The sequence below is a fragment of the Kitasatospora sp. NPDC002522 genome (assembly GCF_053595195.1).
Genome location: NZ_JBSFXE010000002.1, coordinates 171,015 through 193,429 on the forward strand (window position 1 = coordinate 171,015; position 22,415 = coordinate 193,429).

Consider the following 22,415-nt stretch of genomic DNA (forward strand, 5'->3'; position numbering starts at 1 on the left):
TGCCTACGCTGATCATGACCCCACCCTCACCCCCACCGCAGCGAGGACCCCGTGTACGCAGCGCCCGACCGCATGCACCAGCCCGACAACCAGCTGGTCGACCTCGTCTTCGACTACATGCGCGAGCGCCTGCAGTACAACCCCGTCCCGCTCGACCACCCCGGCGACGGCGCGCACCTGCGCGAATCCCTGGCCGGGCTGCTGAACGAGCAGGGCAACAACCCCGCCGACGTGCTCAAGCTCTACGACCACGAGCTCTCCCGCGCCGTGATCTCCGCCGACAGCCCGCGCTACCTCTCCTTCATCCCCTGCGCGCCCACCAAGGCCGCCCTGCTCTTCGACATGGTGGTCTCCTGCGCCTCCCTGCAGGGCATCTCCTGGCTGGAGGCGGCCGGCGCCATCGCCGCCGAGAACCAGGTGCTGCGCCTGATAGCGGACCGGGCCGGCCTCCCCGCCAGCGCCGGCGGCACCTTCGTCTCCGGCGGCTCCGCGGGCAACCTCTCCGCGCTCGTCGTCGCCCGCGACACCGCCCGCCGCAAGCTCGGCGTCGGGCCCGAGGCCCGGCTGCGGATCGCCGTCGCCGACCAGGTGCACTCCTCGGTCAAGAACACCTTCAACATCATCGGCGTCGAGGCCTTCGTGGTCCCCACCGTCGACCGCCGCTTCACCGGCCAGGCCCTGCGCGCCGCCCTCGCCGCCGACCCGAACCCCGAGACCGTGATCGCGGTGGTCGGCACCGCCGGCACCACCAACGAGGGCATCATCGACGACCTGGCGGGCCTCTCCGAGGTCACCCGGGAACGCGGCCTGTGGTTCCACGTGGACGGCGCGTACGGCGGTGCCGGGCTCTTCGCCCCCTCGGTGCGCGAGCGCTACAACGGCATCGAGCACGCCGACTCCTTCGTCGTCGACCCGCACAAGTGGCTCTTCGCGCCGTTCGACTGCGCCGCGCTGCTCTACCGCAACCCGCAGCTCGCCCGCGCCGTGCACACCCAGGACGCCTCCTACCTGGACGTCCTGCACACCGAGGGCGACGAGTGGAACCCCACCGACTACGCCTACCACCTCACCCGCCGGGCCCGCGGCCTCCCGCTCTGGTTCTCCCTCGCGGTGCACGGCACCCAGGCCTACACCGACGCCATCGAGACCGGCCTCAAGCTCGCCCAGGACACCGCCCAGGTGATCCGCGACAGCGAGCACCTCGAACTGCTCCACGACCCGCAGCTCTCCGCCGTCTGCTTCCGCCGCAAGGGCTGGACCCACGAGGACTACTACCGCTGGTCCCAGCAGCTCCTCGCCGACCAGATCGGTTTCGTCACCCCCACCGGCTGGGACGGCGAGACGGTCGCCCGCTTCGCCTTCCTGCACCCGGGCACCACGATGGAGATGGTCGAGGAGATCCTGGCCACGATGCGCTAGTCAGAGGTACCCGCCGTCCGGAATGTACGGCGCCGGCGGGCGCATGCCCTTCACGGCCACGTAGCCGCGGGTGCGCAGCGTCAGACCCAGTTCCAGGCCGACGTCGACGGCCCACTCCTGTTCTGCGGTGAGGTTGTCGACGGCGGCCTCGGTGCCTTCCGGGACGCGGGCGAGGGCCTCGCGCAGGAGGCGGACGGCGAGGCGCTTGGAGGTGGCGGCGAGGAGCCGGACGGTGCCGCCGTCGCGGTAGCAGTAGCCGGTGCCGGCCAGGGTGTCCGCGATCAGGAGTTCCTCGTGGTGGGCGAGCATGAAGCCGTGGTCGGGGCCGTGGGCGGCCCCGCGCACCCGGCGGTCCACCGAGTCCAGCAGGTGGCGGTGGGTCGCGTTGCCCGCGTGCACCGGGATGTCGCCCGGGTCGAGCAGCCCGGCCCGGTCCACCGGACCGGTGAGCGTCATCGCGGGGTGCAGCGTGAACCCGGCCAGCCGGTAGCGGCGGGCCGCCGCGGGGGACGGCGAGGCGCACAGCATCCCGCGCAGGCAGCCCCGGCCGTACTCCATCGAGCGCTCCAGCAGGAGCCGTCCGACGCCCTTGCCCTGGGCGGAGGGCGCCACCACCAGCAGCGACAGCGCCCAGAGGCCCTCGCGGCGCAGCGCCAGCGCCGCGCCGACCGGTTCGCCGTCCTGCTCGGCGACCCAGCAGCCCTCGGGGTCGGTGCGGGCCAGGTGGCGGGCCTTGGCGATGCCGCGGACGGTGCGGCGCCGGTCGGCCTCGGTGACGGGCGCGTCGGCCGGGCGGCCGGCCAGGTCGCCGAAGGCGGCCCGGCTGATCCGCTCGACCGCCTCGGCGTCGGCGGGGGTGTCCTGGAGCCGGCGAATGAGCACGGTCACATCCTGCTGCGATCCGGGAGCGGGCGGTAGCGGTTTGCCGAACTGGGCGATGACCTGCTCCGCCCGGTGTGCGAGCATGGACGCGTGGGGGAGTGGGCGACGAAAACGTCCCCCGAACGCACCACCTACCGGAAATGAATCCGGGAGGCCGCTGGTTGGCACTGGCGGATCACAGTCGTCACAGACCGGGAGTAAGCATGACCGTCCAGGACGAGACCACCGTCGAGAGTGGCATTCTCCTCACCGATGCCGCCGCGGCCAAGGTCAAGGGCCTGCTGGAGCAGGAGGGCCGCGACGACCTGTCGCTGCGTGTCGCCGTGCAGCCCGGCGGCTGCTCGGGCCTGCGCTACCAGCTGTTCTTCGACGAGCGTTCGCTGGACGGCGACGTCGTGAAGGACTTCAACGGTGTGAAGGTCGTCACCGACCGGATGAGCGCCCCGTACCTGGGCGGCGCCACCGTCGACTTCGTCGACACCATCGAGAAGCAGGGCTTCACCATCGACAACCCGAACGCCACGGGCTCCTGCGCCTGCGGCGACTCGTTCAGCTAAGCCGGTCGCACCACCGGCACGCCGAGGGCGGCTCCCCCGTGGGGGAGCCGCCCTCGCGGCGTTCTCAGCGCGGGCCGCCCACCGCGTCGGTGGCCGGCGGCAGCTGCTCGCCGGTGGCCAGGTCGACCACCCCGCCGCTGGTGACCGGCTTGCTGAGCGTCGCGGTGACCTGCTGGCCCTTGATGATCTGCGGGCAGGCCTGGCCGCGCGGCGCGGTCTCGGTGATCACCACCCGGACCTTCAGCACCGGCGGAGTGTCCTCCTCCACCTTCAGCCCGTACTTGTCGCACACCCCGGCGAAGAAGAACACCGTCAGCCGGGTCGGGCTCTCCAGCCGGTACCCGGTCGCGGGGATCTTCACCGGCGTCGGCGTCGGCTCACCCACCGCGATCCCCGGGCTGGTCGGCTGCGCGGGCGAACCCGAGGGCTGCGGGGTCGGGCTCGCGGACGGGGTCGACGGGGCCGAGGAGGCGGGCGCGCTCGGCGACCCGGACGCGCTCGGCGAGGCCGCGGTACCCGAGGGCGCGCCGCTCGACGCGGCGCTCGGCCCGGAACCGCCGCACGCGGTCAGCAGCCCGGCGGCGAGGGCCGCTCCGGCGAGCGCGGCGGCCAGCCGGCGGGTGCGCGGGGCCTTGGTGGAGACGGCTGCGGTCCTGTCGTCCATGATCTGCGTTCCTCCCGAGGGTCACGCGGCTCCGCCGTGCCGGCGGTACCGCGCGGATTTGACGTGCCCCGGAGGAAACCGGTTCCGGTCTAACTGTCGTACTCCGACATCCCCGCCACCACGCGCCGGGCCGCCACCGGGACCCAGACGCTCGACGCGACCTTCGGCAGCGCGGCCTTCGGGCCGGGCGCGGCGGTCGGCCAGAACCGGACCAACCGGCGCGAGGAGCTGAGCAGCTCGGCCATCGACTCGGCACCGGAGTCGTCGGGGCTGCCCGGAATCCATCCGGGGGAGTGACTCGTCACCATCGGTACACCACTCCGATCGCCGTGCCGCGGCCACACTGCCGCGGACCTGGGCGGGGGTCGCGTCCGACCCCCGCGCTTGCGACCCTAGGACGGTCGGGGCCCGAGCGACAGGGCTACTCAGGGGTAGTACCTGTTCGGTCCGTACCGGCCGCGCACCCTCCGCGCTGTACCGTAGGTGAGTTGTTGTCCCCGCTCCGGCCACCGCCGGGCCGCCCGAGGAGACCCCCGTGCGCATCGCCGTCGCCGGCTCGATCGCCACCGACCACCTGGCCACCTTCCCCGGTCGCTTCTCCGACCAGTTGATGCCCGAGCAGCTGCACACCGTGTCGCTGTCGTTCCTGGTCGACACCCTGGACATCCGCCGCGGTGGAGTCGGCCCCAACATCGCCTTCGGCATGGGCCTCCTGGGCCTGCGCCCGGTCCTGGTCGGCGCGGCCGGCGGCGACTTCGCCGAGTACCGCAGCTGGCTCGACCGGCACGGCGTCGACACCCACTCGGTGCACATCTCCGAGACCCGCCACACCGCCCGCTTCATGTGCACCACGGACCAGGACCACAACCAGATCGCCTCCTTCTACACCGGGGCGATGGCCGAGGCCCGCAACATCGAGCTCAAGCCGATCGCCGACCGGGTCGGCGGGCTGGACCTGGTGCTGATCGGGGCCGACGACCCGGCCGCGATGGTCCGCCACACCCAGGAGTGCCGGACCCGCGGCTACGCCTTCGCGGCCGACCCCTCGCAGCAGCTCGCCCGCCTCGAGGGCGAGGAGATCCGGGAGATCGTCGACGGCGCCGCGTACCTCTTCACCAACGAGTACGAGGCCGCGCTGATCGAGTCCAAGACCGGCTGGTCCCCGGCGGAGATCCTGGACCGCGTCGGCACCCGGGTCACCACGCTCGGTGCGAAGGGTGTCCGCATCCAGCGCCGCGGCGAGCCCGACATCGTGGTCGGCTGCCCCGCGGAGGAGCGCAAGGCCGACCCCACCGGCGTCGGCGACGGCTTCCGCGCGGGCTTCCTGGCCGGCCTCTCCTGGAACCTCGGCCTGGAGCGCGCCGCGCAGATCGGCTGCATGCTCGCCACCCTGGTCATCGAGACCGTCGGCACCCAGGAGTACGAGCTCCGCGGCGGCCACTTCCTGGACCGCTTCGAGACCGCCTACGGCGTCGAGGCGGCGGACGAGATCCGCACCAAGCTCAGCCGCTGAGTATTCAGGGGCTCGGGGAACTGCGAGGCGAGTGACCCCCGCCGTTCCCCGGGCCCCTGCTTCGCTTTCACTTCTCCACGAGGTAGGAGACGCCGTTCGCGATCGGGGTCTCGCCGAGGTAGGTGTGGCCACACATCTCGCACCAGGCGGGGATGTCGAGGCGAGCGGCCTCGTCGTCGGAGAGGACGGCGATGCGGGCGCCCGGGGGGAGGTCCTTGATGTGCTTGGCGAGTTCGATGACGGGGATCGGGCAGCGCTTGCCGAGGGTGTCGAGGACCCGGGTGTCGGTGGGGGCGGGGAGGTCGAGGCCGAGGGGGGCGCGGACGGTGGCGACGATGTCGGGGAGGACGGCGAGGAAGCCGTCGACCTCGGCGGGGGTGGTGCCGGGCGGGAGCGAGACCCGGACGTTGCCCTCGGTGAGGACGCCCATCGCGGCCAGCACGTGACTGGGGGTCAGCGTGCTGGACGTGCAGGAGGAGCCGGAGTTGACGGCGAAGCCGGCCTTGTCGAGTTCGCCGAGCAGGACCTCGCCGTCGACGTAGAGGCAGGAGAAGGTGACCAGGTGGGGCAGCCGCTCCACCGGGTGGCCGAGCACCTCGGTCTCGGCGACGAGTCGCGGGACGCGCTCGCGGATCAGGTCCACCAGCGCGGTGAGCCTGGCGTTCTCGGCGTCGGCCTCGGCGCGGACGGCGCGCAGCGACGCGGCGGCGGCGATGATCGCGGGGAGGTTGGGGTAGCCGGGGACCCGGCCGCGCTCGCGGTCGTCGGCGGGGAGCGGGGAGGCGTACCGGACGCCCTTGCGGACGGCGAGGACGCCGACGCCGGCGGGGCCGCCCCACTTGTGGGCGCTGGCGGTGAGGACTGACCAGCCGTCGGGGACCGGGAGGCGGCCGGCGCTCTGGGCGGCGTCGACCAGGAGCGGCACCTCGCCGCAGAGCGCGGCGGTCTCGGTGACCGGTTGGAGGGTGCCGACCTCGTGGTTGGCGGACTGCAGCACGGCGAGGGCGGTGTCGGGGCGCAGCGCGGCGGCGAACTCTCCTGCGGTGACCCGGCCGTGGCGGTCGACGGGGACGGCGGTGGCGGTGTTGCCGTCGGCGGTCCAGTGCTCGGCGGTGTGCAGCACGCTGGAGTGTTCGACGGCGGAGTGGACGAGGTGGGCGCCGCGGCGGCGGTTGCCGCGCAGGGTGCCGAGGATGCCCAACTGGACGGCCTGGGTGCCGGATGCGGTGAAGACGATCTCGTCGGCGCGGGCGCCGAGGACCTCGGCGGTGGTCTCCCGGGCGGCGTCGAGCAGCATCCGGGCCTGCCGGCCGGAGCGGTAGAGCCGGGCCGGGTCGGCCCAGCCCTCGTCGAGGGCGGCGAGCATCGCCTGCCGGGCGACGGGGTGCAGCGGGGTGGTGGAGGCGGCGTCGAAGTAGGGCACGAAGCCACCGTAGACGACGCCCCTTACGGGGTGATTCCTCCCGGCCGGTGCGGCGTCCGACGGTCCGTCACCCGCGTGTCGCAGTGCGGTCGCCCGAGCGGCTGTGGGAGGCTCGGACGTCCGCCATGACCTGCGACTCCGTCCGCTCTCCGACCGCCCGGTGGAGGCGGTTCACCCCTCGGGGGCTGATCGGGTAGCCGGGCGGCGCGTTAGCGGGGGCTGCCCGTGAGTGCCGCATAAGGATGGAGTAGCGTTTGGCCCGCATAAGCATTCAAACCGTGCCCGTGGCCGGGCCGTCGGGGAAGACCGCAACGGACTCCCTCTGATGGTGCGTTCGCGGGCGAGACTTCGGGAAGGCGCTACGTGAGTCCCAACGGCTCCGACCGCTCGCCGCGGCGCACGATGCGGCGGAAGCTGCCTCAGGCGCTGGCACTGGGCCTCGTCATCGCGACCGCCACCGGCTGCTCGGCCAACGACCTGCCCAGGCTTGGCCTGCCCACACCCGTCACCAAGGAAGGCCCGCTGGTCCTTCACATGTGGCAGGGCTCGTGGATCGCCGCCCTGGTGGTCGGTGCATTGATGTGGGGTCTGATCCTCTGGAGCGTGATCTTCCACCGGCGCAGCCGCACCAAGGTGGAGATCCCCGCTCAGACCCGGTACAACGTGCCCATCGAGGCCCTGTACACCGCGGTCCCCCTCGTCATCGTCTCGGTGCTGTTCTACTTCGTCGCGCGCGACGAGGCCACCCTGACGAAGACCACTGCGCATCCCCAGCACACCATCAACGTGGTGGGTTTCCAGTGGAGTTGGGCGTTCAACTACGAGAACGGTGAGGTCCCGGACCCGGCGAGCACCACCGCCGCGTACGAGGTCGGAACTCCCGCGGAGCCGCCGACCCTGTACCTGCCGATCAACGAGTCGGTGCAGTTCCGGCTGACCTCCAAGGACGTCATCCACGACTTCTGGCCGATCAACTTCCTGATGAAGCAGGACGTCGTCCCGGGCGTGGTCAACAAGTTCCAGGTCACCCCGACGTCGTTCGGCACCTTCCGTGGCAAGTGCGCAGAGCTGTGCGGCACCGACCACTCGCGAATGCTGTTCAACGTGAAGGTCGTCACGCACGACGAGTACGAGCAGCACCTGAAGGAACTGCGGGCCAAGGGCCAGTCCGGAGCGGTGCCCTCCGGCATCATTCCCACGGGAAGTGAAGAGAAGTGACCATCCTCAACGAGCCCGCCGCGGCCGGTGGGGGAGCCGGGGCAGTCACCTCGGGGACCCAGCGGACCCGCAAGCCGGGCAACGCGATCATCAAGTGGCTCACCACCACGGACCACAAGACGATCGGCACGATGTACCTGGCGACCTCGTTCGCCTTCTTCCTGATCGGCGGCGTCCTCGCCCTGGTCATGCGTGCCGAGCTGGCCCGGCCGGGCACCCAGATCCTGTCGAACGAGCAGTTCAACCAGGCGTTCACCATGCATGGCACGATCATGCTGCTGATGTTCGCCACGCCGCTGTTCGCGGGCTTCGCCAACTGGATCATGCCGCTCCAGATCGGCGCCCCCGACGTCGCCTTCCCGCGACTGAACATGTTCGCCTACTGGCTCTACCTGTTCGGCTCGATCATCGCGGTGGCCGGCTTCCTCACCCCGCAGGGCGCCGCCGACTTCGGCTGGTTCGCCTACTCGCCGCTGTCGGACGCGGTCCGCTCGCCGGGCATCGGCGCCGACATGTGGATCATGGGTCTGGCCTTCTCCGGCTTCGGCACCATCCTCGGTGCGGTCAACTTCATCACCACGATCATCTGCATGCGCGCGCCCGGCATGACGATGTTCCGGATGTCGATCTTCGTCTGGAACGTCCTGCTGACCGCCGTGCTGGTCCTGCTGGCCTTCCCGGTGCTGGCCGCCGCGCTGTTCGCCCTGGAGGCGGACCGCAAGTTCGGGGCGCACGTCTTCGACCCGGCCAACGGTGGTGCCATGTTGTGGCAGCACCTGTTCTGGTTCTTCGGTCACCCCGAGGTCTACATCATCGCGCTGCCGTTCTTCGGCATCGTCTCGGAGATCATCCCGGTCTTCAGCCGCAAGCCGATGTTCGGCTACTCCGGCCTGATCGCCGCGACCATCGCGATCGCGGGCCTCTCGGTGACGGTGTGGGCGCACCACATGTACGTCACCGGACAGGTGCTGCTGCCGTTCTTCTCCTTCATGACCTTCCTGATCGCGGTCCCGACCGGTGTGAAGTTCTTCAACTGGGTCGGCACCATGTGGAAGGGCTCGCTGAGCTTCGAGACCCCGATGCTCTGGACGATCGGCTTCCTGGTCACCTTCCTCTTCGGTGGTCTGACGGGTGTTCTGCTCGCCTCCCCGCCGATCGACTTCCACGTCTCGGACTCGTACTTCGTCGTCGCCCACTTCCACTACGTGGTCTTCGGCACCGTCGTCTTCGCGATGTTCGCCGGCTTCCACTTCTGGTGGCCGAAGATGACCGGCAAGATGCTGGACGAGCGCCTCGGCAAGATCACCTTCTGGACGCTCTTCGTCGGCTTCCACGGCACCTTCCTGGTGCAGCACTGGCTGGGCGCCGAGGGCATGCCGCGTCGTTACGCGGACTACCTGGCCTCGGACGGCTTCACCACGCTGAACACCGTGTCGACGATCAGCTCGTTCCTGCTCGGCCTGTCGATCCTGCCGTTCCTCTACAACGTCTGGAAGACCGCCAAGTACGGCGAGAAGGTCGAGGTCGACGACCCGTGGGGTTACGGCCGCTCGCTGGAGTGGGCGACCTCCTGCCCGCCGCCGCGGCACAACTTCCTCACCCTGCCGCGGATCCGTTCGGAGTCCCCGGCGTTCGACCTGCACCACCCGGAGATCGCGGCGCTGGACTACCTGGAGAACCACGGTGAGCCGGCGAAGCACTTCGAAGGTGTGACTCCCGCGCAGTACGACCGTCCGTCGCTGGGCAACGGCAAGAAGGAGGGTGACGCCTGATGAAGGAACAGGGAAAGATCTTCGCCGGTCTGGCCGTGTTCGTGCTGGCGATCGCCATCACCTACTTCGTCTGGACCACCAAGTCGGACCACGGCCTGGAGGCCGCGGGCACCACCGCGCTGTTCCTGGCCTTCGCGCTGTGCGCCTTCATCGGCTTCTACCTGGCGTTCACCGCCAAGCGGGTCGACACCGGCGCCGGTGACAACCCCGAGGCCGAGGTCTCGGACGACGCCGGCGAGGTGGGCTTCTTCGCCCCGACCAGCTGGCAGCCGCTCTCCCTGGCGATCGGTGGCGCGCTGGCCTTCCTGGGCGTCATCTTCGGCTGGTGGCTGCTGTTCTGGTCGATCCCGATCATCCTGGTCGGCCTCTTCGGCTGGGTCTTCGAGTTCTACCGCGGCGAGAACCAGAACCAGTAGTTCCGCTCCGCGCAATCCGAGCGACGGGCCGGGCACCCCTCCGGGGGGTGTCCGGCCCTCGTCGTTCCCCCGCGCGGGGTAGCACGGAGTGCCGCCCGGGTGACCCCTTCCTACGCTCTGAGGCAGGTTCAAACCCCTGGGAGGTTCCGTTGAAGGGCTCTCGGATAGTTGGAAGCACCCGCACCGCGCTGGCCGCCCTGCTGGTCATCACCCCGGCCGCGGCCTGTTCCACCGGCAGCGGGTCGAGGTCGGGGAAGGCGGCGGTCCACCCGATCGACGTCGCCCCGCTGATCCACACCTCGGCCGGCACCGGCAAGGCCGACCCGGCGCAGCCGTACACCGTCAGCACCGACGGCACCTCGACCATCGGCGAGGTCACCGTGACCGGCCCGGACGGGCAGCCGGTGGCCGGCGAGCTGACCGCCGACAAGCAGCACTGGAAGACCACCGCCCCCCTGCGGGCCGGCGCCGCGTACACCGTGAAGGTCGCCGCCGCGGACGGGAAGGGCGGGCAGGGCCAGGAGGACACCACGTTCACCACCGCCGACCCGCAGCACGTCATCACCGCTCAGCTCGGCCCGGACTCCTCCGGCAGCGGCGTCTACGGCGTCGGCCAGCCGCTCACCGTCGAGCTCTCCGATCCGGTCTCCGACCCGGCCGCCCGGCAGCAGATCGAGCGCGGCCTGACCGTCACCTCGCAGCCCGCCGTCACCGGCGCCTGGTACTGGGTCGACGACAAGAACCTGCACTTCCGCCCGCAGGACTACTGGCCCGCCAACACCACCGTGAAGCTCGCCTACGACCTGCCCGGCATCCGGATATCCGACGGCGTGTACGGCGGCGCGACCCAGTCGCTCGCGCTGCGGACCGGCGACCGGGTGGAGGCGCTGGTCGACGCCGGGACCCACGAGCTGACGTACAAACGCAACGGCGCGGTGGTGAAGACCATCCCGGTGACCACCGGCAAGCCCGGGTTCTCCACCCGCAACGGCATCAAGGTGGTGCTCGGCCAGGAGCCGGACGTCCGGATGAGCGGCGAGACGATAGGCATCCCGGAGGGCAGCAGCGAGTCCTACGACCTGGACGTGAAGTGGGCGACCCGGGTCACCTGGAGCGGCGAGTACGTGCACGCGGCGCCCTGGTCGACCTGGGCGCAGGGCAAGGAGAACGTCAGCCACGGCTGCACCGGCATGAGCACCGACGACGCGAAGTGGTTCTTCGACAACACCCGGGTCGGTGACCTGGTGCAGGTGGTGAACAGCCAGGGCCACGAGATGGAGCCGTTCGGCAACGGGTTCGGCGACTGGAACGTCTCGTGGGACGACTGGGTGAAGCACGGCGCGATAGGCAAGCCGGTGAGCACGGCGGTGCCGGTGGCCCCGGCGAGTGTGAACCCGGGTCCGTCGGCGCAGGCCGCCCAGCAGCGGTAGCCGGCCCACCGTCAGGTCCGCCCGGGGAGCGTGGTGCTCCCCGGGCGGACCTCTGTCGTCTACCGGGACGCGGTGGTGCGGGCGAGCGCGAGGTAGCTGCCCGCGGCGACCAGGACGCCGGCCGGGAGGGACAGGTCGACGTCGGCGAGCGCGTGGGCCAGCGGGCCGGTGTAGAGCTCGGTGCGCAGGCAGAGCGCCGAGGCGAGGGTGCCGGCGGCCAGGGCGGCGGCGCCGGGCCAGCTGACGCCGCCGGTGTACCAGTACGGGGAGGCGGGGGTCTCGTCGGTGAGGGCCCGGCCCTGGTACCGGTTGCGGCGGAGCAGGATGTCGGTGGCGTAGACGGCCATCACGGGGCCGGTGAGGGCGACCATGAGTTCGAGCATGTTGTTGACGGTGTCGAGGAAGTTCGAGATCAGCAGCGCGTAGAGGGTGAGCGCGACGCCGAGGGTGCCGTCCAGGGCGACGCTGCGGGAGCGGCGGATGCGCAAGCCGATGGCCTGCAGGGCGAGGCCGGAGCTGTAGGCGGTCATGGCGTTGTTGCAGACGCCGCCGAGCACGATGGCGAGCAGGAAGAGCGGCTGGAACCAGCCGGGGAGGACGGCGGTGAGGGCGGACTGGGGGTCCGTCATGTCCAGGGTGGTGGCGGCCAGGGTGCCGAGGGCGGTGAACAGGACGCTGGGGACGAAGCCGCCGAGCGCGGTCCAGCCGGCGACGGCGCGGGGCGAGGCGGTGCGCGGGAGGTAGCGGGAGAAGTCGGCGCTGTTGCTGTACGAGAGCGGCGCGGAGGCGATCAGGGCGATGCCCCCGGCCAGCGCGGCGAGCAGGTCGGTGCCGTGCAGCGGTTCGGCGGGGCGGTAGTGCCAGTCGGTGTGGCCGGCCAGGACGTACCCGGTGAGGGCCAGGAAGACCGCGAGGAGGGCGACGGTGAAGGGCCCGTAGAGCCGGACGATGGTGGCGTGGCCGTACACGCTGATGGCGAGGGTGGCGGCGGCGACCAGGACGATGATCGCGACCTTGAGCGGGGTGCCCGGGGTGAGTTCGGCGCGCTCGGCGAGGGCGAAGGCGGCGAGCGAGGCGGCGGCCCAGTTCAGGGCCAGGTAGCAGACCGAGACGAACCAGCCGCCGAGGGCCACGTTCACGCGGTTGCCGCGGACGCCGAACATCGCCCGCATGATCACCTCGCTGGGCGCGCCGGCTGCGGGGCCGCTGACCGCGAGCAGGCCGACGCCGGCCCAGAGCAGGTTGCCGGCCAGGATGACGACGAGGGACTGCCACAGGTCGAGGCCGATCAGCACCAGGGTGCCGCCGACCACCAGGTTGAGGTAGCTGACGTTCGGGGCGGCCCAGACGGCGAAGAGCTCGCGGGCGCGGCCGTGGCGCTCGGAGTCGGGGATGTGGTCGATGCCGTGGGCCTCGACCCGGCCGGCCCGGTCGGCGGGCGGTGGGGGAGTGGGGAGCTCCGTACGGGGGTCTGGAATCGTGGATTCCATGGAGTCCTCCGAAGTTTCGAGTGCGGGAGCCGGTGCGGGAGCGGGCGGAGCGGGATCCGGCTTGTCTATTGGTCGCACATCCAATAGCGTGCCGGGCATGTCGTCAAGCGTCCCGCCGAAACGGGTCCGCAAGAACCCCGAGGCCAGAAGGGCGGAGATCGTGGCCGCAGCGGCCGCGATCGCGCTGGCCGAAGGGCTGGAGTGCATCACGATGCGGCGGGTCGCCGAGGAGCTGGACGTCCGGCCCGGGCTGATCAGTCACTACTTCCCGGTGGCGGAGGAGCTGGTCGCCGAGGCGTTCGGCACCGCGGCGACCGGCGAGCTCGCCGAGCTGCTGCCCGCTTCCGAGACGGGACTGCCCGCGGTGGAGCGGCTCGCCCGCTTCCTCGGCCGGACCGCCGGACCGCGCTACGACGAGCTGAGCCGGCTGTGGCTGAACGCCCGTCACCTGCGCCGGTTCCGGCCGGCCCTGCACGAGCGGCTCGGCCGGCAGGAGGCGGCGTGGCGGGACAGCCTGACCGCGCTGCTGCGCGACGGTGTGCAGTCCGGGGAGTTCCGCACCCCGGACCCGCAGGTCACCGCGATGCAGGTGCTGGTCGTCCTGGACGGCCTCGGCGTGCACTCCGGCCCCGACCGGGCCGGTCGGCCCGCCGCGGTGCTCGGGATGGCGCACGCCACCGCGGAACGCGAACTCGGCCTGCCCGCCGGGACGCTCGGCACCCCACCGGAACCCACCCCCTAGGAGCCCCCGTGCACCCCGACCTCGTCCTGCTCAACGCCCGGCTGCTCGACCCGGGCACCGGGGCCTTCCTGCCGTTCGGCGCGCTCGCCGCGAGCGGCGGACGGATCACCCGGCTCGGCGAGGAACGGGAACTGCGCGCCCTGGCCGGGCCCGGGACCACCGTGGTCGACCTGCGCGGCGCGGTGGTCACCCCCGGCCTGACGGACGGTCACCTGCACCCGGTCTCCGGCGCCGAGCGGACCACCGGCGTCGACCTCTCGGCCTGCGCCGACCTCGCCGAGGTGCGGGCCGTACTGGCCGCCGCGGTAAGGGAGTTGACGCCCGGCCAGTGGCTGCGCGGGTGGGGACTCGACCCGAACGCCTTCGGCGGGCAGCCGGTCGCCGCGGACAGCCTGGCGCCGGTGCTGGACGGGGTGCCGACCGCGATCGACCTGTTCGACGCGCACTCCATGCTGGTCAGCCACCGGGCGCTGGAGCTGGCCGGGATCGACGGGCCGCGACGCTTCGCGCAGGGCTCCGCCGAGGTGGTGTGCGACGCCGCCGGGCGGCCGACCGGACTGCTGCTGGAGGACGCGGCCTGCGAACTCGTCGAGGCGGTCGCGCCGAAGGTCGGCTTCGCCGAGCTGTGCGCGCAGAGCGAGGCGGTGCTGCGGCGGATGGCCGCGGCCGGCCTGACCGGCGGACACGCGATGGACGCCAACGGCGAGAGCCTGGCGGTGTACGCGGCCCTGGAGGAGCGCGGCGAGCTGCCGCTGCGGCTGCGGATCGCCCCCTGGTGCCAGCCCGGGACCGACGACGAGGCGCTGGCGGAGCTGATCCGGCGTCAGGGCGAGGGCGGCCGGAACTGGCGGGTCACCGGGGTGAAGCTGTTCATGGACGGCACCATCGACAACGGCACCGCCTGGCTGGAGCACCCGGACTGCCACGGCGAGTCGACCGGCGCGTTCTGGCCCGACCCGGCCGCGTACAGCCGGGTCGTCGCGGAGCTGCACCGGGGGAAGGTGCCGACCGCCACCCACGCGATCGGCGACGCGGCGGTCCGGCACGCGCTGGACGCGGTGGAGCAGGCGGCCGCCGCGCACGGCGCCGGGGTGCGGCACCGGATCGAGCACATCGAGACGGTGCCCGACGACACGGTCGGCCGGTTCGCGGCGCTCGGCGTCACCGCCTCCATGCAGCCCACCCACTGCACCGAGTACACCCGGGCCGACCACACCGACAACTGGTCGCGGCGGCTCGGCGAGGAGCGCGCCAACCGGGCGTTCCGCTGCCGGGACCTGTGGGAGGCCGGGGCGCGGGTGGTGCTCGGGTCGGACTGGCCGATCGCGCCGTTCGCCCCTCTCGGCGTGATGGCCGGCGCCCGGCACCGGCGGCCCAGCCGCCACCTCGACCAGCCGCCGCACCTGCCCGAGCAGGCCCTCACCCCGCTCCAGGCACTCCAGGGCTACACCGTCAACCCGGCCTGGACGGCGGGCGAGGAGGACCGGGCGGGGCGGATCGCGCTCGGCTACCGGGCGGACCTGACGGCCTTCGCGGAGGACCCGCTGGCGGTGGGGGACACCTCGCTGGCGGAGCTGCCGGTGGTGCTGACGGTGTCGGGCGGACGGATCACGCACCGGACCGCGGACTGAGCCGTCACGGGCGCAGCCGCCAGAGCTTGAGCGGGCTCTCGACGGTGCCGGTGTAGCACCGGCCGCCCGGCGGCGGTGCGTGCCAGGTGGACGACGCCCATGCCGCCCTCGCCGAGCCGCCCCAGTACCTCGTAGGGCCCCACCCGCTCCGGGTCCCCCGCCTCCGACTCGTGCATCGCCACCCTCTCCGATTCCACCCAAGAGGGGTGTTCTAGGGAGAGAGTTGACGACCCGTAAGCCGATCAGTCGCGGGTGGCGTCCAGGGCGGTGACGACGGCGGCCAGGGCGTCGTCGCGGCTGAGGCCGAGGCGGGTGACCAGGGCGGCGTACTCGGCGGCCGCGGTGGCGGCGAGGCGGTGCGAGGTGTCGCCGGTGGGGGCGATGGTGGTGCCGGCCCGGCCGCGGGTCTCGACCACGCCGTCGGCCTCCAGCTCGCGGTAGGCCCGGGCCACGGTGTTGGCGGCGAGGCCGAGCTGCTCGGCCAGGGCTCGGACGGTGGGGAGCTTCAGGCCGACCGGGAGCTCGCCCGCGCGGGCCTGGGCCGCGATCTGCGAGCGGACCTGCTCGTAGGGCGGGGTGGGGGACTGATGATCGATCACCACGTGCACCCGCACAAGATAACAGGGCGTCAGGTCGGCCCGCCGCACATGCCAGAACCCCCGCCGGCCGGGGCCGACGGGGGTTCTGACGTGGCGTGACAGCTACACGGGATCAGTGGTGGCCGTGGCCGCTGGTGATCTCCTGGTACTCCTCGGTGGTGGGCTTGGCGATCTGGTTGCCCTCGCCGTAGAAGCCCTCCGACAGCTTGACCCGGGCCTTGGTGACCACGCCGGCCTTGCGGGCGACGCCGTTCTCGTCCGTCTCGGCGGGCAGCTCCAGCGGCTGGGGCTGCTCGTGGGCGGTGAGCGAGTGCAGGTCCTTCTGGTTCAGCGGGGTGTGGACCTCGATGAACTCGCCGTGCGGCAGGCGCTTGATGATGCCCGACTCGCGGCCGTGCAGCACCTTGTCCTTGTCACGGCGCTGCAGGCCGAGGCACCAGCGCTTGGTGACGAAGAAGGTCAGCACCGGCACCACGAAGAAGCCGACCCGCACCAGGTAGGTGATCGAGTTGATCGACAGGTGCAGGTGGGTGGCGAACAGGTCGTTGCCACCGCCGACCAGCAGGATCAGGTACAGCGAGATCCAGGCCGCGCCGAGACCGGTGCGGACCGGGGCGTTGCGCGGGCGGTCCAGGATGTGGTGCTCGCGCTTGTCGCCGGTCACCCAGGACTCGATGAACGGGTAGACCGCGATCGCGGCCAGCACCATCGGGAAGATCGCCAGCGGGACCATCACGCCGAGGTTCAGCGTGTGACCGCCCCAGACCGAGATCTCCCAGCCCGGCATGATGCGGATCAGGCCCTCGGAGAAGCCCATGTACCAGTCGGGCTGGGCGTCGGTCGACACCTGGTCCGGACGGTACGGGCCGTACGCCCAGATCGGGTTGATCGTCGCGATCGCCGACATGGCCGCGATGATGCCGAACACCAGGAAGAAGAAGCCACCGGCCTTGGCCATGTAGACCGGCATCAGCGGCATGCCGACGACGTTCTTCTCGGTCTTGCCCGGGCCCGCCCACTGGGTGTGCTTGTGGTAGAAGACCAGGATCAGGTGCGCCACCAGCAGGCCCAGCATGATGCCCGGGATGAGCAGCACGTGGATGGTGAAGAACCGCGGCACGATGTCCATGCCGGGGAACTCGCCGCCGAACAGGAACATCTGGATGTAGGTGCCGACGATCGGCACCGCCAGGATCGCGCCCTCCATGAAGCGGATACCGGTGCCCGACAGCAGGTCGTCCGGCAGCGAGTAGCCGAAGAAGCCGTCGAACATGCCCAGGACCAGCAGCAGGAAGCCGAAGACCCAGTTGATCTCACGGGGCTTGCGGAACGCGCCGGTGAAGAAGACGCGCATCATGTGCACGAGCATCGCGGCGACGAACACCAGCGCGGCCCAGTGGTGGATCTGACGGATCAGCAGACCGCCGCGGACCTCGAAGCTGATGTCCATCGTCGAGGCGTACGCCTCCGACATCCGGATGCCGTTCAGCGGGAGGTACGAGCCGTGGTACACGACCTCGGCCATGCTCGGCTTGAAGAACAGCGTCAGGTACACACCCGTGAGGATGATGATGATGAAGCTGTAGAGGCAGATCTCGCCGAGCATGAAGGACCAGTGGTCCGGGAAGATCTTGCGCAGGTTCGACTTGGCGAGGGTGTAGATGCCCAGCCGGCCGTCGACCCAGTCAGCAGCCGACTCGGCCTTGTTGGCGGGCTTGGCTCGGGTGCTGGCCGGCTTGGAGGCACCGGTGGTGCCGCTGGCGGAACTCATCGCGGACGCTCCCAGTAGCTCGGGCCGACGGGCTCCGCGAAGTCGCCGGTGGCGACCAGGAAGCCCTGCTCATCGGTGGTGATCTTCAGCTGCGGCAGCGGGTGGCCGGCCGGGCCGAAGATGACGCGAGCGCCGTCCGCCAGGTCGAAGGTCGACTGGTGGCAGGGGCAGAGCGCGTGGTGGGTCTGCTGCTCGTACAGCGAGATCGGGCAGCCGACGTGGGTGCAGATCTTCGAGTAGGCGAGGATGCCCTCGAAGCCCAGCTGCGCGGAGTTCGCGTCCTTGATGTCCTCCGGCGCGATCCGGACGACCATCAGGGCGTCCTTGGCGATCTGCTGCTGGAAGGTCTCGTCCGACTCCTCCAGGCCTTCCGGCTTGGCGAAGGTCAGCGAGCCCTGGACGATGTCCTCGGGCTTCATCGGCTGGTTGGTGTTCATGTTCACCAGCGCGATCGGCTTGGCCGGCGTGGCCAGCACCCAACCGGTGTGCAGGAGCTTCTTCTCCGGCAGCGGACCGAGGTCGCGCAGCAGCACCACACCGGACAGCGGCACCAGGGCCATCGAGCCGATCAGGGTGTTGCGGATCATCTTGCGGCGGCCGAAGCCGGACTCCGCGGCACCCGTCTTGAACTGCTCGATGACGTCGGCGCGGAGCTCGTCGTCCGCCTCGATCGCGTGGCGCTCGGCCGGCAGCTCGTGGTCCGACATCAGGGTGCGGGCCCAGTGGACCGCGCCCGCGCCGATGCAGAACAGCGCCACGCCGAGGGTCATGCCCAGGGCGAAGTTGAGCGCGCTGACGTGGCCCAGCGGGAAGATGTAGACGAGCTTGTCGGCGTCGATCGAGGCGTAGGACGCGATGAAGCCGATGGTCGCCAGCATCGAGACCACGAACAGCAGCGAGACCTGACGCTCGGCCCGCTTGGCGGCCCGCTCGTCGATGTCGGTCCGACGCGGCTCGTGGGCCGGCAGGCCCGGGTCGGCGAACGGGTCGTCGTGCGCGGCGACCTCGGTGCCGTGGGAGGCGGCGTGCGCCTCCGGCAGGTTCTCTGACATGTCGTGGCTCATGACTTCTTGGCCTTGGTGGTGTGGGCGGCGACCCAGATCGCGATCACGATGAGAGTGCCGAGACCGAAGATCCAGCCGAACAGGCCCTCGGTCACCGGACCGAGGCTGCCCAGGGCGAGACCACCCGGGTTGGGCTCATCGTTCGTGTGGCGGACGAACGCCACGATCTGGCGCTTCTGCTCCTCCGGCATGGTGGTGTCGGGGAACGACGGCATGTTCTGCGGGCCGGTCTGCATGGCCTCGTAGATGTGCTTGGCGTCCACGCCCTCCAGCGAGGGGGCGTACTTGCCGTTGGTCAGTGCGCCGCCCTTGCCCGCGAAGTTGTGGCACTGGGAGCAGTTGGTGCGGAACAGCTCGCCGCCCTTCGCGACCTGCTCGGCGTTGGTCGCCGGGTCGGTGGAGGGCTCGTACTGCTTGCTGTCCGGGGCGACCGGGCCGGGACCGAGCGAGGCCACGAAGGCCGCCAGCTGGTCGATCTCGGTCTGGGTGTAGATGTTCTTCTTGCTCGGGACCTGCGCGCCAGGCTGCTGGGCCGGCATGCGGCCGGTCCCGACCTGGAAGTCGACAGCCGCGGAGCCGACGCCGACCAGCGACGGACCGTCAGAACTGCCCTGGCCGTTCAGCCCGTGGCAGGAGGAGCAGCCGACGGCGAAGAGCTTCTTGCCCTCGTCGATGGCCAGGGACTGCGAAGAGCTGTCGGCCTGCGCCTTGTCGGCGGGCGCGAAAGCGGCGTACAGCCCCCCGGTGGCCGCCAGGGCGAGAAGTAGAACGACGACCGCCGCCAGTGGGTGGCGCCGTCGTGCGGAGAGCTTTTTCACGGATTAACCCCGGTGTCAGGATCTGGTCGGCAGCAGCCTGCCCCCGACTCCCAGGCGTCGACGTGACGCCGGGTCAGGGGCGGGGCGGCTGTTACTTGATCAGGTAGATGGTCGCGAACAGGCCGATCCACACGACGTCGACGAAGTGCCAGTAGTACGACACCACGATCGCCGCGGTGGCCTGCTCGTGGGTGAAGCGCCGCGCCGCGTAGGTCCGGCCGAGGACCAGCAGGAAGGCGATCAGACCACCCGTCACGTGGAGTCCGTGGAAGCCGGTGGTCAGGTAGAACACCGTGCCGTACGGGTCGGAGGACAGCGACAGGCCGTCCTTCTTGACCAGCTCGGTGTACTCGTAGATCTGGCCGCCGATGAAGATGGCGCCCATCACGAAGGTGATCGAGAACCACGAGCGGAGCTTCTTCACGTCACCGCGCTCGGCGGCGAACACGCCGAGCTGGCAGGTGAGCGAGGAGAGCACCAGGATCGTGGTGTTGACCGAGGAGAACGGCACGTTGAGGGCATGGGCCTTCTCGTGCCAGAACTCGGCGCCCTTGACCGAGCGGAGGGTGAAGTACATCGCGAACAGGGCCGCGAAGAACATCAGCTCCGAGCTCAGCCAGACGATGGTTCCGACGCTGACCAGGTTCGGCCTGTTGACCGCACCGTGCGCGTGTCCGGTTTCTGTTGCTGTTGCTGTCGCCACGACGGACATTATGTCGGTCCCTTATTCCGTCTTCACGCCGGGGGGTCTCCCTCGGAGTGTCCGGTGCGTGCGGTATGCCCGTGTCGCGTCGCGCCCGTTTTCTGACGGTTGTTCGGATCAGGTGACCCGGGTAGGCCGCGAGGGTGAGCTCCGGGCGCGGCGCCTTGAGCGAGATCGCGCCGGGGTCTCTTCAGGAGGGGTGCGCGGGAGTAGCATCCGGAGTGGACGTGGCCCGGGTCACACTGGGCCGTTCGGCCGGGGACACATATAAGAGGACGAGCACCAGGGAGCAGGGGCCATGGCGCAGCATTCCGACGAGACGCTCACCGTTCTCGTCTACAGCGACGACCGCAACACGCGCGAGCAGGTGACCCTCGCGCTCGGCCGCCGGCCCGCCGCGGACCTCCCCGCGGTCGAGTACCTCGAGTGCGCCACCGCCGCCGCGGTGCTGCGGGCCCTGGAGAAGGGCGGCATCGACCTGTGCGTGCTGGACGGCGAGGCCGTCCCGATCGGCGGGCTCGGTCTCACCCGCCAGTTGAAGGACGAGATCTACGGCTGCCCGCCGGTGCTGGTGGTGATCGGCCGCCCGCAGGACTCCTGGCTCGCCGCGTGGAGCCGCGCCGACGCGGCGGTCTCCCACCCGGTGGACCCGGTCGCGCTGGTCGACGCGTCGGCCACCCTGCTGCGGGCCCGGCTCGCGCGGCGGACCCCGGCCGGGCGCTGACCGTCCCCACCGGGGCGTCTCAACTGGAGAGAAGGGGACGGCAACCCAGGGCGGCCGTCCCCGCTCCCTCGATAGGCTGACTCCATCCCTTCCGGCCGCCCGCGGGCCGCCGGTACACGAGATGAGAGCTGGAGACGGCCATGGTGAACGTGCACTCTGCGAACGGCGGTAGCGACCCCGCGCAGGTGGTCCGCACCTGGCCCGACCTGCTGACCTCGCTGCTGAAGGGCGACGACCTCACCCAGGCCGACACCGCCTGGGCGATGGACCGCATCATGAGCGGCGAGGCCACCCCGGTCCAGGTCGCGGGCTTCACCATCGCGCTGCGCGCCAAGGGCGAGACCGTCGAGGAGATCTCCGGTCTGGTCGAGACGATGTACGCGCACGCCGAGCCGCTCGAGATCCCCGGCCCCGCGGTCGACATCGTCGGCACCGGCGGCGACCGGGCGAAGACCGTCAACATCTCCACCATGTCGGCGATCGTGGCGGCCGCGGCCGGCGCGAAGGTGGTCAAGCACGGGAACCGGGCCGCGTCCTCGGCCTCCGGCTCCTCCGACGTGCTGGGCCGGCTCGGCATCAACCTGGACCTGGCGCCGGCCCGGGTCGCGGAGGTCGCCGAGGAGGTCGGGCTGACCTTCTGCTTCGCGGCGAAGTTCCACCCCTCGATGCGGCACACCGCGCAGGCGCGCGGCGAGTTGGCGGTGCCGACGGTCTTCAACATCCTCGGCCCGCTGACCAACCCGGCCAAGGTCACCTCGCACGCCATCGGGTGCTTCGACACCCGGCTGGCCGGCCTGATCGCCGGGGTGCTGGCGCGGCGCGGCGCGACGGCGCTGGTGTTCCGCGGCGACGACGGCCTGGACGAGCTGACCATCACCACCACCTCGCACGTGTGGATCGTGCGCGACGGCGAGGTGACGGAGACTCAGTTCGACCCGCGGGACGTGGGCATCGAGCTGGTGGGCATCGAGGCGCTGCGCGGGGCCGACGCCGAGTTCAACGCGGCGGTCGCCCGCCGGGTGCTGGCGGGCGAACGCGGGCCGGTCCGGGACGCGGTGCTGCTCAACACGGCGTCCGCGCTGGTGGCGTTGGAGCTGGGGGATGCGCCGCTGGCCGAGCAGCTGGCGGCGGGGATGGAGCGAGCCGCGGCCGCGATCGATTCGGGGGCGGCGGCGGAGCTGCTGAAGCGGTGGGCCGAGGCGACACAGTAGGGAGGACATGCAGGGGCTCGGGGAACTGCGAGAAGCGGAAGGCGCCCACCAGCAAGGTCGCGATGTGGGCGGGGAGTTGCACGTGGGAGCGCGACCTGGCGGTAGGTGCATGGCCGCTCGCGCAGTTCCCCGCGCCCCTGACGGGGCACAGGTTGTCCGAGGGGTGGACGGGGCTTGAGACGATCGAGGCCTCGTGTAGGCTGACCGCAGGTCATGAGTGGCAGCGACAAGCCCCAGCTTGCTGTCCGGCAACCCTCCGTCCGTGGCGGGGTGCCCTGGGTGAGGACCGGGCCGTGCGGCGATCAGTCCGTGCGGCAAGCGCGGACCACCGGTCGATGCACCCCGGGGTCCTCACCCCGTGGAGGAGT

Annotated in this window: 21 protein-coding genes and 1 riboswitch; of the genes, 11 read left to right on the top strand and 10 right to left on the bottom strand. The window is 71.2% G+C overall.

Annotated elements, in window-relative coordinates:
- Window positions 1-51 precede the first annotated feature (51 nt).
- On the top strand, window positions 52-1,419 hold the full coding sequence (locus ACWD4U_RS02440; RefSeq protein ID WP_363449658.1) for a pyridoxal phosphate-dependent decarboxylase family protein: 1,368 nt from the start codon (window positions 52-54) through the stop codon (window positions 1,417-1,419).
- On the opposite strand, the gene ACWD4U_RS02445 is transcribed toward ACWD4U_RS02440, so the two are convergent.
- Complete coding sequence (locus ACWD4U_RS02445) at window positions 1,420-2,301, bottom strand: GNAT family N-acetyltransferase (RefSeq protein ID WP_363449660.1); 882 nt, start codon at window positions 2,299-2,301, stop codon at window positions 1,420-1,422.
- Window positions 2,302-2,504: 203 nt separating this feature from the next.
- Between ACWD4U_RS02445 and erpA the strand changes: the two genes are divergently transcribed.
- Window positions 2,505-2,858 (top strand): iron-sulfur cluster insertion protein ErpA, encoded by a 354-nt coding sequence (gene erpA / locus ACWD4U_RS02450; RefSeq protein ID WP_033219641.1) that lies wholly within the window; start codon window positions 2,505-2,507, stop codon window positions 2,856-2,858.
- A gap of 64 nt (window positions 2,859-2,922) precedes the next feature.
- Here erpA and ACWD4U_RS02455 read toward each other — a convergent pair whose 3' ends face one another.
- Together ACWD4U_RS02455 and ACWD4U_RS02460 are read right to left on the bottom strand one after the other, a co-directional pair.
- The gene (locus tag ACWD4U_RS02455; RefSeq protein WP_363449662.1) at window positions 2,923-3,522 is read right to left on the bottom strand and encodes a hypothetical protein; all 600 of its coding nucleotides are present in this window, start codon (window positions 3,520-3,522) and stop codon (window positions 2,923-2,925) included.
- A gap of 89 nt (window positions 3,523-3,611) precedes the next feature.
- Window positions 3,612-3,830, bottom strand: a complete 219-nt coding sequence (locus ACWD4U_RS02460; protein ID WP_363449664.1) for a hypothetical protein — start codon at window positions 3,828-3,830, stop codon at window positions 3,612-3,614.
- 227 nt (window positions 3,831-4,057) lie between these two features.
- Here ACWD4U_RS02460 and ACWD4U_RS02465 point away from each other — a divergent pair, with 227 nt between their 5' ends.
- Window positions 4,058-5,035, top strand: coding sequence for a carbohydrate kinase family protein (locus ACWD4U_RS02465; RefSeq protein WP_363449666.1), 978 nt, complete (start codon window positions 4,058-4,060; stop codon window positions 5,033-5,035).
- Between the two features lie 67 nt (window positions 5,036-5,102).
- Here ACWD4U_RS02465 and ACWD4U_RS02470 read toward each other — a convergent pair whose 3' ends face one another.
- Window positions 5,103-6,458, bottom strand: coding sequence for a cysteine desulfurase/sulfurtransferase TusA family protein (locus tag ACWD4U_RS02470; RefSeq protein WP_363449668.1), 1,356 nt, complete (start codon window positions 6,456-6,458; stop codon window positions 5,103-5,105).
- Window positions 6,459-6,821: 363 nt separating this feature from the next.
- Between ACWD4U_RS02470 and ctaC the strand changes: the two genes are divergently transcribed.
- The 4 genes from ctaC to ACWD4U_RS02490 all read left to right on the top strand — a co-directional run bounded on the left by ctaC (window position 6,822) and on the right by ACWD4U_RS02490 (window position 11,294).
- On the top strand, window positions 6,822-7,676 hold the full coding sequence (gene ctaC, locus ACWD4U_RS02475; protein WP_363449670.1) for an aa3-type cytochrome oxidase subunit II: 855 nt from the start codon (window positions 6,822-6,824) through the stop codon (window positions 7,674-7,676).
- A complete protein-coding gene (gene ctaD, locus ACWD4U_RS02480) occupies window positions 7,673-9,448 on the top strand; it encodes an aa3-type cytochrome oxidase subunit I (RefSeq protein WP_449787075.1) in 1,776 nt (591 codons plus the stop codon). Before ctaC ends, ctaD begins: the two co-directional genes overlap by 4 nt.
- A complete protein-coding gene (locus ACWD4U_RS02485) occupies window positions 9,448-9,864 on the top strand; it encodes a cytochrome c oxidase subunit 4 (protein ID WP_363449672.1) in 417 nt (138 codons plus the stop codon). The genes ctaD and ACWD4U_RS02485 overlap by 1 nt, the downstream gene beginning before the upstream one ends.
- A gap of 149 nt (window positions 9,865-10,013) precedes the next feature.
- A complete protein-coding gene (locus tag ACWD4U_RS02490; protein WP_363449674.1) occupies window positions 10,014-11,294 on the top strand; it encodes a L,D-transpeptidase in 1,281 nt (426 codons plus the stop codon).
- 59 nt (window positions 11,295-11,353) lie between these two features.
- Here ACWD4U_RS02490 and ACWD4U_RS02495 read toward each other — a convergent pair whose 3' ends face one another.
- Window positions 11,354-12,784 carry a purine-cytosine permease family protein gene (locus ACWD4U_RS02495; RefSeq protein WP_363449676.1) on the bottom strand — a complete coding sequence of 477 codons (1,431 nt, stop codon included), beginning with the start codon at window positions 12,782-12,784 and terminating at the stop codon, window positions 11,354-11,356.
- Window positions 12,785-12,881: 97 nt separating this feature from the next.
- Here ACWD4U_RS02495 and ACWD4U_RS02500 point away from each other — a divergent pair, with 97 nt between their 5' ends.
- Both ACWD4U_RS02500 and ACWD4U_RS02505 read left to right on the top strand, forming a co-directional pair.
- Window positions 12,882-13,526 carry a TetR/AcrR family transcriptional regulator gene (locus ACWD4U_RS02500; protein WP_363449678.1) on the top strand — a complete coding sequence of 215 codons (645 nt, stop codon included), beginning with the start codon at window positions 12,882-12,884 and terminating at the stop codon, window positions 13,524-13,526.
- An 8-nt stretch (window positions 13,527-13,534) separates the two neighbouring features.
- Window positions 13,535-15,157, top strand: coding sequence for an amidohydrolase (locus ACWD4U_RS02505; RefSeq protein WP_363449680.1), 1,623 nt, complete (start codon window positions 13,535-13,537; stop codon window positions 15,155-15,157).
- Window positions 15,158-15,399: 242 nt separating this feature from the next.
- Here the strand turns inward: ACWD4U_RS02505 and ACWD4U_RS02510 are convergent, their stop codons facing one another.
- The 5 genes from ACWD4U_RS02510 to ctaE all read right to left on the bottom strand — a co-directional run bounded on the left by ACWD4U_RS02510 (window position 15,400) and on the right by ctaE (window position 20,121).
- A complete protein-coding gene (locus ACWD4U_RS02510; RefSeq protein WP_449787076.1) occupies window positions 15,400-15,765 on the bottom strand; it encodes a GntR family transcriptional regulator in 366 nt (121 codons plus the stop codon).
- 103 nt (window positions 15,766-15,868) lie between these two features.
- Complete coding sequence (gene qcrB / locus ACWD4U_RS02515) at window positions 15,869-17,527, bottom strand: cytochrome bc1 complex cytochrome b subunit (protein ID WP_363449684.1); 1,659 nt, start codon at window positions 17,525-17,527, stop codon at window positions 15,869-15,871.
- Window positions 17,524-18,579: a cytochrome bc1 complex Rieske iron-sulfur subunit gene (qcrA, locus tag ACWD4U_RS02520; protein WP_363449686.1), complete on the bottom strand. Its 1,056-nt coding sequence runs from the start codon at window positions 18,577-18,579 to the stop codon at window positions 17,524-17,526. The genes qcrB and qcrA overlap by 4 nt, the downstream gene beginning before the upstream one ends.
- A gap of 8 nt (window positions 18,580-18,587) precedes the next feature.
- The gene (gene qcrC / locus ACWD4U_RS02525; RefSeq protein WP_363449688.1) at window positions 18,588-19,409 is read right to left on the bottom strand and encodes a cytochrome bc1 complex diheme cytochrome c subunit; all 822 of its coding nucleotides are present in this window, start codon (window positions 19,407-19,409) and stop codon (window positions 18,588-18,590) included.
- A 91-nt stretch (window positions 19,410-19,500) separates the two neighbouring features.
- On the bottom strand, window positions 19,501-20,121 hold the full coding sequence (gene ctaE, locus ACWD4U_RS02530) for an aa3-type cytochrome oxidase subunit III (protein WP_363449690.1): 621 nt from the start codon (window positions 20,119-20,121) through the stop codon (window positions 19,501-19,503).
- Window positions 20,122-20,410: 289 nt separating this feature from the next.
- On the opposite strand from ctaE, the gene ACWD4U_RS02535 reads away from it, so the two are divergent.
- Window positions 20,411-20,836, top strand: coding sequence for a response regulator (locus ACWD4U_RS02535; protein WP_363449692.1), 426 nt, complete (start codon window positions 20,411-20,413; stop codon window positions 20,834-20,836).
- Window positions 20,837-20,976: 140 nt separating this feature from the next.
- Window positions 20,977-22,047, top strand: coding sequence for an anthranilate phosphoribosyltransferase (gene trpD, locus ACWD4U_RS02540; protein WP_363449694.1), 1,071 nt, complete (start codon window positions 20,977-20,979; stop codon window positions 22,045-22,047).
- A 209-nt stretch (window positions 22,048-22,256) separates the two neighbouring features.
- Window positions 22,257-22,374, top strand: a riboswitch (SAM riboswitch).
- Window positions 22,375-22,415: the final 41 nt, after the last annotated feature.